Raw genomic sequence first — 15,384 nt, forward strand, 5'->3', positions numbered from 1 at the left:
GCGGGTGGCCCGTGCGGGGGAACGAGGACACCCGTTCGTGGGATAAACGGCTAATCGGGGGCCTCGGGAAGCCGGCCGGGAGGACAGGCCGAGAAGGCGAGCGAGCGGCCTACGCCGACCCCCTGCGCACCAGCTTCGTCGGCAGGACCACGCTCTCCGTCGGGAGCTCGCCCTTGGCAAGCAGCATGCGGGCCATCAGGCGGCCCATCTCCTCGATGTCCTGGCGCACCGTCGTCAGCGGCGGGTCCACCTGCTCGGCCACCGCCAGCATGTCGTCGAAACCCACCACCGCGACGTCCTCGGGCACCCGCCGCCCCCGCTCCCGCAGCACCCGCAGGGCTCCCGACGCCGTCAGGTCGTTGGCGGCGAAGACCGCGTCGATGTCGGGGACACGGTCGAGCAGCTCGCGCATCGCGCGCTCGCCGCCCGCCGGGGTGAAGTCGCCCTGCGCGACGAACCTCTCCCCCGCCTCGGGAAGCACGTCACGGAAGCCGTCGAGGCGGTCCACCGCCGACGTCTGGTCGAGCTCGCCGGTGATGTGCGCGATGCGGGTGCGGCCGAGCGAGACCAGGTGGCGCACCGCGTCCCGCGCGCCGCCGCGGTTGTCGCAGTCGACGTACGGCGACGTCACCGTCCCGTCCTGCCACCCCGGACGGCCGCCGAACACCGTCGGCACCCCCGCGCCCTGGATGATGCCGGGCAGCGGATCGTCCAGGTGCAGGGAGAAGACGAGGGCACCGTCCACATGGCCGCCCGACAGGTAGCGGCCGACCCGCTCGTGGTCGTCGCGCCCCTCCGTCAGGAGCAGCACAAGCTGGACGTCGCGCGAGGTCAGCTCCTTGCTGATGCCCCGCAGCTGCAGGGCGAAGAACGGGTCGGCGAAGACCCGCGTCTCCGGCTCGGCGATCACCACGGCGACCGCGTCGTGGCGGCGGGTGACCAGGCTGCGGGCGGCGCGGTTCGGCACGTAGCCGAGCTCGTCGACCGCCTTCCTGACCTTCTCGGCGAGCACCTCGCGTACGCCGGTGTCGCCGTTGACCACACGGGACACCGTGGCCCTCGAAACTCCGGCCCGGGCGGCCACGGCCTCCAGGGTGGGGCGCGGGGCAGCGCTCGGCGGCTCGGTCACGTGGGGCTCCTCGGGGGCGTCCTGCGGGTGTGCGCCGGTCAGGATACGGCCGACGGGCATGGCGGGGAGATACCCCCCGCCCGCCTCACCTGCGCGCGTCCGCCCTGATCAGCTCGGCCGCCTTCTCCGCGAGCGCCACCGTGGGGGCGTGCGTGTGGCCGCGCGTGATGCGCGGCATGACCGAGGCGTCCACGACCCGCAGCGCCGTCACGCCCCGCACCCGCAGCGCCGGATCGGTGACCGATCCCTCGTCGCTGCCCATCCGGCAGGTGCCGACCGGGTGGTAGAGCGTCTCGGAGGCCCCTCGGATCGTCCGGGCGAGGGTCGCGTCGTCGACCGTGCCCGGATAGGGCCCCATCGGACCCTCCGTGTACGGGGCCAGAGCCCGGCCCGCGAACAGTTCCTCGGCGCGGCGCACCCCGGCGACCAGGGTGCTGACGTCGGCCTCCGCCGTCAGATAGCCGGGGTCTATGTAGGGCGCGGAGCCGACACCGGGCCCCTTCGGGGTGATGCGGCCCTCGCTCTCCGGCTGGAGCAGCACCACGCCGATGGTGACGCCGTGTTCGGTGGGCGGGGTCAGGCCGTGGTTGACGAAGGGCACCGGTGCGTAGATCAACTCGATGTCGGGGGCGGCCAGTTCGTGCCTGGTCTTGATGAAGGCGACGGCTTCGCCGACGTTCGACGTGAGCGGGCCCCGCCCGCCGAGCAGGAAACGGCCGACGTTGGCGAGCGAGTCCGCGCCGGTCAGCGTGACGGGCTGCGGGCAGCGCATGGTGACCACGAAGGAGAGGTGGTCCTGGAGGTGGCGGCCCACGCCCCGCGACTCGATGCGCGGCTCGATGCCCGCCTTCGACAGGTCGTCCGGGTCACCGACTCCGGAGGCCTGCAGGAGCTGCGGGGAGCCGATGGCGCCCGCGCTGAGGATGACCTCGCGGCGGGCGATCAGCCTGCCGGGCACACCGTCGGCGATGACGCCGGCCACGCGTGTCCCGTCGAACTCCAGCCTGCGCACGCGCGCTTCGGTCAGGATGTGCAGGTTGCGGCGGCGCCTAGCCGGTTTCAGATACCCGTCGGCCGCGCTCCAGCGGCGGCCGCGGCGCTGGTTGACCGGGGTGAGCGCGAAGCCGCTGTGGTCGGGCCCGTTCAGTTCCGTCAGCTCGCGCAGGCCCGCCTCGCGGCAGGCGTCGAGGAACGCGGCGGTGGACGGGTTGGCGGCGCGGGGAGGAGAGATCCGGAGCGGCCCCTCGGTTCCGTACACGCTGTCCGCTCCCGCTCCGCCCGCCGGGCCCGTCCACCGCTCCGCGCGCCGGAAGTACGGTTCGAACGCTTCGTAGGACCACTCGGGCCCCGCGGCCTCGCCCCAGGCGTCGTAGTCGTCGCGGTGGCCGCGCACCCACATCATGGCGTTCAGCGAGGACGAGCCGCCCAGAGTGTGCCCACGCGGCCAGTACAGCTCGCGGCCGTTGAGAGTGGACTGCTTCGTGGTGGAGTAGTCCCAGTCGTAGCGTGTCTTGAACAGCTTCGGGAAGGCCGCCGGTATGCGGATCTCGGTCTTCCGGTCGCGTGGCCCCGACTCGACGAGCGCCACCCGCACCGCGGGGTCCTCGGAGAGCCGGGCGGCGAGGACGCATCCCGCGGAGCCGGCACCGACGATGACGTAGTCGTACACGCTGTCCTTGCTCAACTCGACTCCCTTATATGGCTGTTCGCGGAGGGTGCTCACAGGGGACGTGAGGGCGTTGCGCGTGGATGAGCCGTACCAGAAGTACACCCAAAGTGGACCTCTGGGTAAAGGGATGGCGTCTGGAGCGGAGTGTCCTACAGGATCTCCACATGACGACCAGAAAGGCCGGTGCACAGCACAGCACCCAGCCGTCCGCGATGCCCTCCGCGACGCCGGCTCAGGAGACACCTCTCACCCCGTACGCCCGGCTGCCGCGCCGCTATCACGGCCGCCACATCGCGCACAGCACGGTCGACGCCTTCGGGCAGGCCCACTGGCTTCTCACCGCGCGCGAGCCCGGCCGCGGACGCGGCGCGCTGAAGCCCTACGACGCGTCGGTGATCACCGTCGGCACCGACGGACGGGACCACGCGACGGAGTTGAGCGCGTTGCGGGCGCGGTTTCCGCGGATCGACGCGCTGCCCGACGGGGGCTTCGTCGTCGCGGACGCGCGCAGCCGCACGTCCGAACAGCATGTCCAGGTCTTCGACGCACTCGGGCGCGAGTCGTGGGCGTTCCGTGTCGGGGACGCCGTCGAGGAGCTGCTGGCCGACCGGGCGGGCCGCCTGTGGGTCGGCTACTTCGACGAAGGGGTCTTCGGGGACGACGAGCTCAGCCACCCCGGCCTGCGCTGCTGGAGCGCGGGCGGCGAACCCCTCTGGGCCTACGAGGCGGCGGACGGCGCGAGCCAGATCTACGACTGCTACGCGCTCAACGTGGCCGAAGACGCCGTCTGGGTCTGCGCCTACGGCGACTTCGCCGTCCTGGAGGTCCGCCCCGACGGTTCGGTACGGCAACGTGCCAACGACACGGCGGGAGCCACCGCACTGGCCGTGCACCAGGGCCGGGTGACCTTCTTCGGCGGATACGGCGAGGACCGCGACCGGCTCGTCGACGCCGAGCTGCGCCACCAGGAGGCCCGGCCGTACGCCACCGCCCGACTCGTCGGCCCCGACGGCGCCCCGCTCGGCCACGGCCGCAGGACGGTCAGCCGCGGCCCGCGCATCTACGTACAGGAAGAGCCGTACACCGCCTGGACGGTCCTCGACATCGGCGCGGTCGGCGTGTGACATGTAGAGGGCCCGGTACCGGGCCCTCTACGACCTAGCCGTGATGCTCGTGGCCGGACGCCCCGGCGCCCTCCGACTTCTTCGCGTCGTCGCCGGAGGACTTCTCCGTGCCCCCGGACGACTTCTTCGCCGAGGAGGCGTGATGCGCCTCATAGTCCGGGATCGTCCCGTCCGCCTTCTTCACCAGGAAGAGCCCGGCCATCCCCATGTCGGAGTGGCTCTGGACGTGGCAGTGGTACATCCAGGCGCCCGCGCCCACCCCCTCCCCCGCGATGACCTGGAAGCCGAAGGAGTCCCCCGGCCCGCAGATCTTGTCGTCGAGGATCTGGCTCGGGTCGTCGGGGCCGGTGAGCAGGCCCGTGCGGTTGTCCGCCCAGCGGTGACCGTGCACGTGGAACGTGTGGTAGTACTCGCCGTGCGTGATCGAGACGAACTCGATCCGATCGCCCACCGTGGCCTCGAAGTTGGGCGCGTCGTGGCCCGCCTTGTTGTTGATCGTCATGTCGTTGAAGACGATCGTGAAGGTCTTGTCCGGCAGCAGGTCGCCCTTGCGGCGCACGATCAGCGCGCCGTAGAGGCCCTTGCGCACGCCGCCCGTCCCGTGGTCGGTGCCGACGACGTGGTCGTGGTAGTGCCAGTAGCCCGCCGTGCCCGGCCGCCAGGTGCCGTCCTTGCGGCGGCCCGGCGCGTGCGTGCGCCAGGTGTACGTGCGCTTGCCGCCCGGCTCGACGTGGCTCTTGGTGTGTCTGGTGCCGTCGCTGGATATCTCGTAGTCCATGCCGTGGACGTGCAGGCTGGCGTCGACGTCCATGGTGTTCTCGAACTCGATGTGCAGGGTGTCGCCCTCGTTCAGCTCGATGAGCGGACCGGGGACGGACGCCTTGCCCTTCTCCAGGCCGTAGCCCATCTGCCCGTCGGGCAGCTTCTCCGCGTACATCTTGATGCGGCGCACCTCGCCGCCCGCCGGCGCGGTCTTCGGCCCCTCGGCCGTGCTCGCCTCGGGCGCGGTGGCCAGCGACAACGATGTCACCCCGGCCGTCGCCACTGCCCCACCCACGAGCATCCGTCGGTTGAAGCTCCGTCGGTCCATGCCGAACCGGTCCATGCCGAACTCCCCACTGCGGTACGGGTGCTGACGGGGCGCAGGTGGCCCCCGAGACGGCCACACGGTATCCGGGGGATCTTCGTTTATCCACACGCAGGACAAAGTTCGCGGAATTCCGTCCGTACCTATTGGCGAGTGGCAAAAAGAGGTCTAGCTTCATCCGCGCCTGTTGCTGTGACCGACGAGGGGTGGGTGTACTCATGCGGCTCACACCGCATCAAGAGCCCTTGGCTGTACGAGGGTTGAGCAGAGTCAGACGCAGATCGAACCGCCGGGGCCAGGGCCGGAGCCCGGACCAGGGCCGCAACCGGGTCGGCTCGCGCCGCGCCTGGGCGGCCGCCCTGCTCTCCGGAGCCATGGTCACCGGCGCGCTCTCCACACAGGCCGCGACCGCGCGGCCCTATCCCGAACCACCGTTGACAACGATGTCCCTTCCCTCGCCGCCCGGCCAGGCGAACGTGCGCGTCCTCGTCTTCCACGGATCGGCGGCGGGCGGCGACGAGTCGCCCGTCGTGAACGCCGGTATCGAGGCCATCGAGAAGATCGGCCAGAGCGGTCCGGCCGCCCAGCGGTTCAAGATCGAGGCGACCGACGATCCCGCGGTCTTCACGAACGAGACCAAGCTCGGCAAGTTCAACGCCATCGCCTTCCTGACCGGCGGCGGCGACGTCCTCGACCCCGAGCAGGAAGCGGGCCTCGAGGCCTACATGGAGGCGGGCGGCGGCTTCGTCGGCATCCATGACGCGGCCCGCGCCGAGCCGTACTCGAACTGGTTCACCGGCCTGATCGGCGCCCGCCCGGCCGATTCCAGCCCGACGGACGTGCAGCGCGCCACCGTCGAGGTCGGCGACCGGGAGCACCCGGCCACCAAGGACCTGCCCCTGCAGTGGAAGCGCCCCGACCAGTGGCTGAACTGGACCAAGAACCCGACCGGCGAGGTCCACACCGTGGCCCGCGTGCGCGAGTCGACGTACCAGCCGGGCGCGAGCAAGAACGGCGCCGACCACCCGGTCTCCTGGTGCCGTGACTACGACGGCGGGCGCTCCTTCTACACCGGAATGGGCGGTACGGCGGCCTCGTACGACGAGACCGACTTCCGCACCCACCTGCGCGGCGCCCTGAACTGGACGACCCGCATCTCCCGCGCCGACTGCAAGTCGACGATCACCGCCAACTACAAGGCGCAGCGCCTGACCCAGGCCAACCAGCCGGGCCAGAACGACCAGATCGGCGAGCCGCACGGCCTGGTCACCGCGCCCGACGGCAAGGTCATCTACATCGGCCGCGGCGGCGCCGACTCCTCTCAGCCGGTCATCACCGACTGGAACAACCCCGACATCGGCAAGGGCAAGGGCGAGATCCACGTCTACGACCCCAAGACCAAGAAGTCGACGCTCGCCGGGGCGCTCACCGTCTTCGGCAACAAGGGCGGCGGCGACGAGCTGATCAAGGTCGAGGAGGGCCTGCTCGGCATCGAGCTCGACCCGAAGTTCGAGCAGAACGGCTGGGTGTACCTGCACTACACACCCCACTCGAAGATCAACCGCGAGACGCACATGGCCGAGCGCTACGTCTCCCGCTTCACGCTCGACCGCACCACCGACAAGCTGGACATGGCCAGCGAGAAGGTGCTGCTCAAGTGGCCGGTGCAGATCCACAGCTGCTGCCACGCGGGCGGCGGGATGGCCTGGGACTCCAAAGGCAATCTCTACATCGCGACCGGTGACAACAACTCCTCGCAGTTCAGCGACGGTTACTCGGGCAACAACCCGCAGCCCAACTTCAAGGGTGTCTCCTTCGCCGACGCTCGCCGCACCGCGGGCAACACGAACAACCTCAACGGCAAGATCCTGCGCATCCACCCCGAGGACGACGGGACGTACACCCTCCCCTCGGGCAACCTCTTCACTGGCAAGGAGCCGGACGAGGGCGGCGGCAAGACGCGCGGCGAGATCTATGTGATGGGCGTCCGCAACCCGGCGCGCATCTCGGTCGACAAGAAGACCGACACGCTCTACGCGGGCTGGGTCGGCCCGGACGCGGGCGCGCCGTCGACGACGTGGGGCCCGGCGAAGTACGACACGTTCGCCGCGATCACCCACGCGTCCAACCGCGGCTGGCCGTACTGCATGGGCAACAACCAGCCCTACCGCGACCGCAATCTGCCGGACCCGACGAAGCCGCTCGGCTGGTACGACTGCAAGAACCTCAAGAACGAGTCGCCCAACAACGACGGTCTGGTGAACATCCCGCCGGCCGAGCCGAACAACATCTGGTACTCGCCGCAGGGCGGCGGCGTCGACTACCCGCGTGACGCGAAGGGCATCCCGAGCTACAAGACGGAGGAGCAGAAGATCCTCCTGCCGTGGCTCAAGGGCGGCGGCCAGGCCACGATGAACGGCCCGGTCTACCGCTACGACGCCGCCAACACGAGTGCCGACAAGTGGCCTTCGTACTGGGACGGCAAGTGGTTCGTCGGTGACTTCTACGACGCCGACCAGCCCCGGCACGCGGTCCTGACCGACCCGAAGACGGTCGGCAGCGGCGGCCTGCCTACGCATGCCGAGTCCCTGAAGAAGATCATCCCGATCGGCAACGACGGCATCAAGAACCTCATGGACTGGAAGTTCGCCGCCGACGGTTCGCTCTACGTCCTCGACTACGGCCGCGGGTTCTTCACCTCGGACTCCAAGTCGGCGCTGTGGCGCGTCACTTACTCGGGCGGCGAGGCCACACCGGCCGCCAAGGATCTGGCAAGGAAGACCGGATGATGCCAACCGTGAACAAGCGAAGACTCTGGACGGCGCTGTTCGCGTCGCTCCTGATGGTGCTCGGCCTCACCTCGACGGCGGCGAGCCAGCCCGACCGGCCGGGCGCCGCGGCGGCCCAGACCCTGACCTGGACCGCGAACAACGCGATCGACAAGTACGCCTCCGCGCCCGCCACGGCGGTCGCGGGCGCGACGACGATCGTCTTCGAGAACAGCGAGGCGACCGGCAACGACACCGGGATGCCGCACACGCTGACGTTCGACGTCTCGGACCCCGAGTACAACAACGACGTACCGCTGAACATCCTGGCCAACCCGAACGACGACCAGGGCGGCAAGCACACGGCGGAGGTCACCCTCTCGCCGGGCCGTTACCGCTACCACTGCACGATCCCCGGCCACGGCTCGATGCAGGGCATCCTCGTGGTGACCGAGGGGGGCGGCGAGGACACCACCGCTCCCGAGACGGCGGCCAAGGTCGAGGGCCAGACCAATGCCGACGGCGCGTACGTCGGTTCCGCCACCGTCGCGGTGACGGCGACCGACGAGGGTTCGGGCGTCGACAAGACCGAGTTCGCGGTCGGCGCGGACGGCGCCTGGCAGCCGTACACGGCGCCCGTCGTCGTCGACCAGGTCGGCACCCACAAGATCCGCTATCGCGCGAGCGACAAGGCGGGCAACGTGGCGGCGGAGAAGGCCGTCGACTTCACGGTGGTCGCCCCGGACACCAACGACAAGACGCCTCCGGAGACCTCGGCCACGGTGACCGGCGAGAAGAACGACAAGGGCGAGTACGTCGGGATGGCGACCGTCACCGTGACGGCGTCCGACACCGGCTCCGGCGTCAACAAGATCGAGTACGCGGTCGGCGACGGCGGCGAGTGGACGGCGTACACCGCGCCGGTCATGGTTCACGCGGCGGGCGCGCACAAGATCCGCTACCGCGCCTCCGACAAGGCGGGGAACCAGGCGGCGGAGAAGGCCGTCGAGTTCACCGTGGTCACGCCGCCGGTCGAGGACAAGACGCCGCCGGAGACCGCCGCGAAGGTCGAGGGCGACAAGAACTCGGACGGCGCGTACGTCGGCAAGGCAAAGGTGACGGTCACCGCGACCGACGCCGACTCCGGTGTCGACAAGGTCGAGTACTCCCTCGACGGCGGCCCGTACCTCGCGTACTCCGCGCCCGTCGTCGTCGACCGCGTGGGCCGGCACACGGTGGCCTACCGCGCGAGCGACAAGGCGGGCAACACCTCGGCGGCCAAGGACGTCTCGTTCACGGTCAAGGAGGGCGGCGGTGTCCCGGCGCCCAACTGCGCCGAGTTCGACGAGCGCCTTACGGTCATCGTCGGCACGGTCGACACGGGCATCCCGAACCGGGTCACCAACAACCGCTGCCGCATCAACGAGATCATCGAGGACGAGAAGGAGTGGACGTCCCACGCGCTCTTCCTGAAGCACGTCAAGAGCGTCACGGACAAGCTCCTGAAGGCCGGTGAGATCGACCAGCGGGAGTACAACAAGATCAACAAGGCCGCCAAGCAGTCCGGCATCGGCAAGCCGGGCCAGACGGACGGCTACCGCAAGATCTTCGACGGCACCCAGGAGTCCCTGGACAAGTGGGAGCAGGTCGGCGGCGGCAAGTTCGGCCTGAACGCGGACGGTTCGATCACCAGCAGCACCACCGTCGAGGGCATGGGCATGCTGTGGTTCCCGGAGCGCAAGTACGGCGACTTCTCGCTGAAGCTCCAGTGGCGGGACGACGCGCCGGGCAACGGCAACGCCAACGGCGGTGTCTTCGTGCGCTTCCCGCAGGTCCACGACCACCCGGAGGAGTCACGTCCGGAGTGGGTCGCCATCAAGTACGGGCACGAGATCCAGGCGCTCGACAAGCCTGACGGCGACATGTACAAGACGGGGTCGATCTACGGCTTCGACCGGGTGGGGCTGGCCGGTGCCGGTGTCACCCCGAAGGGCACGTGGAACGACTACGAGGTCAAGGTGGTGGACCAGCACTACTCGATCTACCGCAACGGCGTCCTGATCAACGAGTTCGACAACACCGGCGGCCAGGACTTCACGCCGCCGCGCGGCGACGACCCGGGCACGGACGGACGGCGTTACTCGTCCGGCTATGTCGGGGTGCAGGTGCACGGGGTCACCGACGTGATCTCGTACCGGGACATCCGGATCAAGGAGCTGTAGCCACCCGGCTGTAGTCACTCCCTGAGCGGCCCTGCTGCGGCCCCCGCACCCCGATTCCGGGGCGCGGGGGCCGTTGTCACTCCTCGTGCTTCGCCCGGCTGGGCTGCACGCGCTTCGGCTCGCCCGGCATCTTCGGGTACTCGGGCGGGTAGGGCAGGTCGCCCATGCCGTGGTCCCGCTCGTCCCGCGCGGCGAGTTCGAGGAGCGCGTCGAGGGAGAAGGCGTGCTTCTCCATGTCCGCGTGCACGTCACCGAGCCGGGCGAACCGCTCCGGCATCGTGGCGATGTCGAAGTCCTCCGGCACCGCGTCGTCGACCTCGTCCCAGCGCAGCGGCGCCGAGACGGGGGCGTGCGGCCGGGGTCGCACCGAGTAGGCGGAGGCGATGGTCCGGTCGCGGGCGGTCTGGTTGTAGTCGACGAAGATCCGCTCGCCCCGCTCCTCCTTCCACCACGCGGTGGTGACCGCGTCCGGCATGCGCCGCTCCAGCTCGCGTCCGCAGGCGATCGCGGCCCGCCGCACGCCGGTGAAGTCCCAACGCGGCTCGATCGGCACGAAGACGTGCACGCCGCGCCCGCCGGACGTCTTGGGCCAGCCCCGGATCCCGAACTCGTCCAGAAGCGCGCGGAGTTCATGGGCGACGCGTACCGCGTCCGCGTAGTCCGTGCCGGGCTGCGGGTCCAGGTCGATGCGGAGTTCGTCGGGACGGTCGAGGTCGTCGCGCCGTACGGGCCAGGGGTGGAAGGTCAGGGTGTTGTACTGGGCGGCCCAGATGACCGCGGCGATCTCCGTGGGGCACATCTCGTCGGCCGTGCGGCCGCTGGGGAAGGCGATGGTGGCGGTGGGGATCCAGTCGGGGTGGTTCTTGGGGACGCGCTTCTGGTAGAAGAACTCGCCGGCGACCCCGTCCGGGAAGCGCTGCAGCGCCGTGGGGCGGTCCCGCAGGGCGCGGACGATCCCGTCGCCGACCGCGAGGAAGTACCGGGCGACGTCCAGCTTGGTGAAGCCGCGCTCCGGAAAGACGACCTTGTCCGGACTGGACAGCCGCACCGCCCGCCCGCCCGCGTCGAGCTCCACCGCTTTACCGCCCATGCGCTCCACCACCCATACGGCCACGCTATGCGCAAGGGACGAGAGCCGCACACCGGGCACAAAGTGGCGTATGGGCACAGAATCGAGTCATGGATCTGCCGGTGATGCCCCCCGTCAAGCCCATGCTGGCCAAGCCCGTGGCGAAGATCCCGCCCGGCATGCAGTACGAGGCCAAGTGGGACGGTTTCCGCGCGATCGTCTTCAGGGACGGCGCGGAGCTGGAGATCGGCAGCCGTACGGGGAAGCCGCTGACCAGGTATTTTCCGGAGCTGGCGGCGGCCCTGCTCGATCGCCTGCCCGCCCGCTGCGTCCTGGACGGCGAGGTCGTGATCGCCCGGGACGGACGCCTCGACTTCGACGCGCTCAGCGAGCGCATTCACCCCGCCGCATCGCGGGTGCGCACCCTGGCCGAGCGGACCCCGGCCTCCTTCGTGGCCTTCGACCTCCTCGCCCTGGACGACGAGGCCCGTCTCGACACGCCCCTCACCGACCGCCGCACCCGGCTGACCGAAGTCCTCGAGGGTGTGACCGCTCCCGTGCACCTCGCGCCCGCCACCATGGATCCGGAGCTGGCGCGGACGTGGTTCGAGCAGTTCGAGGGCGCGGGCCTCGACGGTGTCATCGCCAAACCGCTGGACCTGCGCTACCGGCAGAACGAACGCCTCATGTTCAAGATCAAGCACGAGCGCACCGCGGACTGCGTGGTCGCGGGCTACCGCTTCCACAAGAGCGGGCCCGTCGTCGGCTCGCTCCTGCTCGGTCTTCACGACGCCGCGGGCGTACTGCAGCACGTCGGAGTCTGCGCCGCGTTCTCCATGCAGCGGCGCGCGGAGCTGGTGGACGAGCTGGAGCCGCTGCGGATGGAGTCGGCCGAGAGCCACCCGTGGGCGGCCTGGGGCGACGAGGCCGCGCACGAGTCGTCCCGGATGCCGGGCGCGCCGAGCCGCTGGTCGGGCAAGAAGGACATGTCCTGGGTGCCGCTGCGCCCGGAGCGTGTCTGCGAGGTGGCCTACGACCATATGGAGGGCGGGCAGCGCTTCCGGCACACGGCGCGCTTTCGCATCTGGCGACCGGACCGCACCCCTGACAGCTGTACGTTCGCCCAGCTGGAGGAGCCGGTCCGGTACGACCTGGCGGATGTGCTGCGCTAGCCGACGGCCACTTCCTCCTTCGGGGCGTCCTCTTCCTCCTTCGGAGCATCCTCGACCTGCGCCGGATCGCCGTCGGCCGGATCGACCCCCAGCTGCCGCAGCAGCCTCCCCCGCAGCGCCGCGTACTGAGGGCTCCCCTGGCCCCGCGGCGCGGGCAGGTCGACCCGTACGTCGGCCGCGATGCGCCCCGCGTCCAGGACGACCACCCGGTCGGCGAGGGCGATCGCCTCGTCGACGTCGTGGGTGACCAGGAGCACGGCGGGGCGGTGCGCCTCGCAGAGGCGTCGCAGCAGGGCGTGCATCCGGATGCGGGTGAGCGCGTCAAGGGCGCCGAACGGTTCGTCGGCGAGCAGGAGTCGGGGCTCGCGCACCAGGGAGCGGGCGAGCGAGACGCGCTGCTGTTCACCGCCGGACAGATCCGCGGGCCAGGCGTCCTCGCGGCCCGCAAGGCCCACCTCGTCGAGCGCGGCGCGACCGCGCTCGCGTGCTCCGGCGCCCGTCAGACCCAGTACGACGTTGTCCAGTACCCGCTTCCAGGGCAGCAGCCGTGCGTCCTGGAAGACCACGGAGACATCAGCGGGTGCCGAGAGGTCGCCGCTGCCCTTGACCTCGTGGTCGAGGCCCGCGAGTGCCCGCAGGAGCGTGGACTTGCCCGAGCCGCTGCGGCCGAGGAGCGCCACGAACTCGCCCGCCGCGATGTTCAGTTCGAGACCGTCGAGGATCTTGCGGTCGCCGAAGGAGCGGACGAGGCCCTCGATTCGGACCGTGAGGCCATCACCCGTCAGGCCATCACCCGTCAGACCCTCGCGCGTCAGCCCGCCAGTGTGCGCCGCCATGACAGTGCCTTCCTCTCCACGAGCCGGACGAGTGCGTCGGAGACGAGACCGAGGAGGCCGTACACGACGAGGCCGACGATGATGATGTCGGTCTGCCCGTAGGTGCGGGCGAGCTCCATCATGTAGCCGATGCCGCTCGTCGCGTTGACCTGCTCGACCACGACGAGCGAGAGCCACGCCGCGGTGACCGCGAACCGCATGCCGAGCAGGAAGCCCGGCAGCGCTCCCGGCAGGACGACGTGCCGCACGAACCCGGTCCGTGACAGGCCCACGGTCTCGGCGAGTTCGGCGTAGCGGCCGTCGATCGTCCGCAGGCCGTTGTGGGTGTGGATGTAGACGGGCACGAAGACGCCGAGCGCGATCGTGATGACCTTCATCGACTCGCCGATGCCGAACCAGAGGATGAGCAGCGGGATCAGTGCGAGCGAGGGGATGGCCCGTTTGATCTGCACGGGTCCGTCGATGATGCCCTCGCCGATTCTGCTGAGCCCGGCGGCGATCGCGAGGACGAGACCGCCCGCGGTGCCGAAGAGCAGGCCCAGGAAGGCGCGTTCGGCGGAGGTGGCGAGGTTCGACTGGAGCCGCCCCTCGGCGATCAGGTCTCCCGTGGTGCTGACCACGGTCCACGGCGCGGAGAGGTTACGGGCGTCGATGAACCCGGCGGCCGACCCCGCCGCCCAGATCGCGAGCAGCAGCAGGGGGCCGATGGTCCGGCCGTACGGGATGGCCCTGCCCGGCCCGAGCCTGCGGCGCCGTGTCCTGCGGGGCGCCCGGGCCACGGGCCCGGTACGGGAGGAAGCCTTGGTCAGAGTGGGGGCCTCGGGTGCTTCCGCGCTCATGTTCCCTCCCCCGCACCGGACTTGACGGCGTCGGCGGCGACAGACTCGTACCGCCGGTCGAAGAGGACCTCCGCGTCGAAGCTCTTCTTGCCGGTCTCCTTTGCCAGCAGATCGACGGTCTTCTGCTGGCGTGCGATGGCGGACGTCCAGTCGGCCGGGATGTCGGGGTGGCCGATCCCCTTGACCAGGTACTCGCCGTCCTCGCGGGACAGTCCCTGGTCCTTGACGTAGTACCCGTCGATCCACTCGTCGGGGTGCTTGTCGGCCCATTCGCCGGCGCGCGCCCAGTACTTCACGAACTCCCGGATGGCCGCGGCCTTCTTCGGGTCCTCCACCGACTCGGTCGGCACCCACAGGTGCCCGGGGTCGTCCCGCAGCCCGTGCTGGATGGTCTTCGCGCCGTCCTTGCCGTACTTCGCGGGGTAGCGCTTGATGTTGACCCCGCCCAGCGGTGCCGCGTCGACCTGGCCGTTGCCGAGCGCCGACGGGTAGACGTCGCCGGTGCTCGGCAGTTCGACGAGTTCCACGTCGTCCTTGGTGAGCCCGGCCTTGGCGAGGATGCGCAGGACGAGGGCGCCCTGCGCCTGCCCCGGGCTGTAGGCGATCTTCTTGCCGCGCAGGTCTTTCAGCGTGTCGATGTCCGCGCCGGGTGCGATGCCGAGTTCGTACACGGGGTGCTTGAGCGGGTCCTTGCGGTATTTCGCCGCCACCAATTTCGTGTCGAGTCCCGTCCAATGCGCGTGAATGGACGGTATTTCCGCCGCGGAGCACACGTCCAGGGAATTCGCCCGGAATGCCTCGGAGCACTGGGGGCCGCCGCTGATGTTGGCCCATTTCACCTTGAAGGGAAGCTTGTCGAGCTGTCCGGAGAGTTTCAGGGCGACCTGGGCCTCCGGCGCCCCGATGGTGATCGTGGTGTTCGGATCCACCTTCTCCGGGATCTTCGCGGAGACCTGCTTGGCGTCGACGGTCGTGGTCGACGAGGCGTTGTCGGCGCAACCGGCCAGGAGCAGCGGAGCGATGAGGGCAGCGCCGAGCGCCGCCCGTACATGTGTGGGCATGAATTCTTTCCCGGAGTGTGGACCTTCACGAAAGGGAGAAGGCCGGCAGGGAAATTCCCTGCGGCTTCGCACGACGAAACGCGTGTTCCGCAGGTCAGCTACACAGGGCGGTGGCGACGCGCATCAGATCAACAGCGCGCCGCTGCTTGAACCGCCGGGATATTCGCATGGCGTCGAAACTAGCCACGGCCGCGAGAGAGGGTCAAGTCATCTCGCACGGCCCGGCTTTCCGGAAACGCAGCCTTCGTACTCCGGCCATACGCGCGTCACACCACGTCGCGTCCGACGGCCGGGCGCGCATTCACGCCAATGTTCGCGTCCCCGGTCCCGCGCGGCTTCCGGGTCATCGGCGGTGACCGTAAGCTCCAGCGGCTGACACGGGAGTTACTTACGGTAAGGGGATAGGTG

General features: G+C 70.0%; 11 protein-coding genes. 4 read left to right on the forward strand and 7 right to left on the reverse strand.

Annotated elements, in window-relative coordinates; all coding sequences use genetic code 11:
- Positions 1-109 precede the first annotated feature (109 nt).
- Positions 110-1,189 (reverse strand): LacI family DNA-binding transcriptional regulator, encoded by a 1,080-nt coding sequence (locus ACWFR3_RS02615; protein ID WP_453732672.1) that lies wholly within the window; start codon positions 1,187-1,189, stop codon positions 110-112.
- A 25-nt stretch (positions 1,190-1,214) separates the two neighbouring features.
- Positions 1,215-2,813, reverse strand: a complete 1,599-nt coding sequence (locus ACWFR3_RS02620; RefSeq protein WP_453732673.1) for a GMC family oxidoreductase — start codon at positions 2,811-2,813, stop codon at positions 1,215-1,217.
- A 149-nt stretch (positions 2,814-2,962) separates the two neighbouring features.
- Between ACWFR3_RS02620 and ACWFR3_RS02625 the strand changes: the two genes are divergently transcribed.
- Positions 2,963-3,922: a hypothetical protein gene (locus ACWFR3_RS02625; RefSeq protein WP_453732674.1), complete on the forward strand. Its 960-nt coding sequence runs from the start codon at positions 2,963-2,965 to the stop codon at positions 3,920-3,922.
- A gap of 34 nt (positions 3,923-3,956) precedes the next feature.
- On the opposite strand, the gene ACWFR3_RS02630 is transcribed toward ACWFR3_RS02625, so the two are convergent.
- On the reverse strand, positions 3,957-5,012 hold the full coding sequence (locus ACWFR3_RS02630) for a multicopper oxidase domain-containing protein (protein WP_453732802.1): 1,056 nt from the start codon (positions 5,010-5,012) through the stop codon (positions 3,957-3,959).
- 371 nt (positions 5,013-5,383) lie between these two features.
- Between ACWFR3_RS02630 and ACWFR3_RS02635 the strand changes: the two genes are divergently transcribed.
- Positions 5,384-7,798, forward strand: coding sequence for a ThuA domain-containing protein (locus ACWFR3_RS02635; RefSeq protein ID WP_453732803.1), 2,415 nt, complete (start codon positions 5,384-5,386; stop codon positions 7,796-7,798).
- A gap of 53 nt (positions 7,799-7,851) precedes the next feature.
- A complete protein-coding gene (locus tag ACWFR3_RS02640; RefSeq protein ID WP_453732804.1) occupies positions 7,852-9,999 on the forward strand; it encodes an OmpL47-type beta-barrel domain-containing protein in 2,148 nt (715 codons plus the stop codon).
- A 76-nt stretch (positions 10,000-10,075) separates the two neighbouring features.
- Here ACWFR3_RS02640 and ligD read toward each other — a convergent pair whose 3' ends face one another.
- Positions 10,076-11,089, reverse strand: a complete 1,014-nt coding sequence (gene ligD, locus ACWFR3_RS02645; RefSeq protein WP_453732805.1) for a non-homologous end-joining DNA ligase — start codon at positions 11,087-11,089, stop codon at positions 10,076-10,078.
- A gap of 89 nt (positions 11,090-11,178) precedes the next feature.
- Here ligD and ACWFR3_RS02650 point away from each other — a divergent pair, with 89 nt between their 5' ends.
- Positions 11,179-12,240, forward strand: coding sequence for an ATP-dependent DNA ligase (locus tag ACWFR3_RS02650; RefSeq protein WP_453732675.1), 1,062 nt, complete (start codon positions 11,179-11,181; stop codon positions 12,238-12,240).
- On the opposite strand, the gene ACWFR3_RS02655 is transcribed toward ACWFR3_RS02650, so the two are convergent.
- From ACWFR3_RS02655 to ACWFR3_RS02665, 3 genes are read right to left on the reverse strand one after another with little or no spacing between them, the layout of a single operon-like run.
- On the reverse strand, positions 12,237-13,076 hold the full coding sequence (locus ACWFR3_RS02655; protein ID WP_453732676.1) for an ABC transporter ATP-binding protein: 840 nt from the start codon (positions 13,074-13,076) through the stop codon (positions 12,237-12,239). The two genes, ACWFR3_RS02650 and ACWFR3_RS02655, sit on opposite strands and share 4 nt — an antisense overlap.
- Positions 13,052-13,915, reverse strand: a complete 864-nt coding sequence (locus tag ACWFR3_RS02660; protein ID WP_453732677.1) for an ABC transporter permease — start codon at positions 13,913-13,915, stop codon at positions 13,052-13,054. Before ACWFR3_RS02660 ends, ACWFR3_RS02655 begins: the two co-directional genes overlap by 25 nt.
- Positions 13,912-14,976 carry an ABC transporter substrate-binding protein gene (locus ACWFR3_RS02665; protein WP_453732678.1) on the reverse strand — a complete coding sequence of 355 codons (1,065 nt, stop codon included), beginning with the start codon at positions 14,974-14,976 and terminating at the stop codon, positions 13,912-13,914. Before ACWFR3_RS02665 ends, ACWFR3_RS02660 begins: the two co-directional genes overlap by 4 nt.
- Positions 14,977-15,384: the final 408 nt, after the last annotated feature.

The organism is Streptomyces sp. NPDC055189, assembly GCF_053606765.1.

Bases quoted from the DNA above. Each gene is read 5' to 3' on its own strand.
- ACWFR3_RS02655 (WP_453732676.1), bottom strand. From the start codon at position 13,076: ATGGCGGCGCACACTGGCGGGCTGACGCGCGAGGGTCTGACGGGTGAT.
- ACWFR3_RS02660 (WP_453732677.1), bottom strand. From the start codon at position 13,915: ATGAGCGCGGAAGCACCCGAGGCCCCCACTCTGACCAAGGCTTCCTCC.
- ACWFR3_RS02640 (WP_453732804.1), top strand. From the start codon at position 7,852: ATGGTGCTCGGCCTCACCTCGACGGCGGCGAGCCAGCCCGACCGGCCG.
- ACWFR3_RS02625 (WP_453732674.1), top strand. From the start codon at position 2,963: ATGACGACCAGAAAGGCCGGTGCACAGCACAGCACCCAGCCGTCCGCG.
- ligD (WP_453732805.1), bottom strand. From the start codon at position 11,089: ATGGGCGGTAAAGCGGTGGAGCTCGACGCGGGCGGGCGGGCGGTGCGG.
- ACWFR3_RS02615 (WP_453732672.1), bottom strand. From the start codon at position 1,189: ATGCCCGTCGGCCGTATCCTGACCGGCGCACACCCGCAGGACGCCCCC.
- ACWFR3_RS02635 (WP_453732803.1), top strand. From the start codon at position 5,384: ATGGTCACCGGCGCGCTCTCCACACAGGCCGCGACCGCGCGGCCCTAT.
- ACWFR3_RS02630 (WP_453732802.1), bottom strand. From the start codon at position 5,012: ATGGACCGACGGAGCTTCAACCGACGGATGCTCGTGGGTGGGGCAGTG.
- ACWFR3_RS02650 (WP_453732675.1), top strand. From the start codon at position 11,179: ATGGATCTGCCGGTGATGCCCCCCGTCAAGCCCATGCTGGCCAAGCCC.
- ACWFR3_RS02665 (WP_453732678.1), bottom strand. From the start codon at position 14,976: ATGCCCACACATGTACGGGCGGCGCTCGGCGCTGCCCTCATCGCTCCG.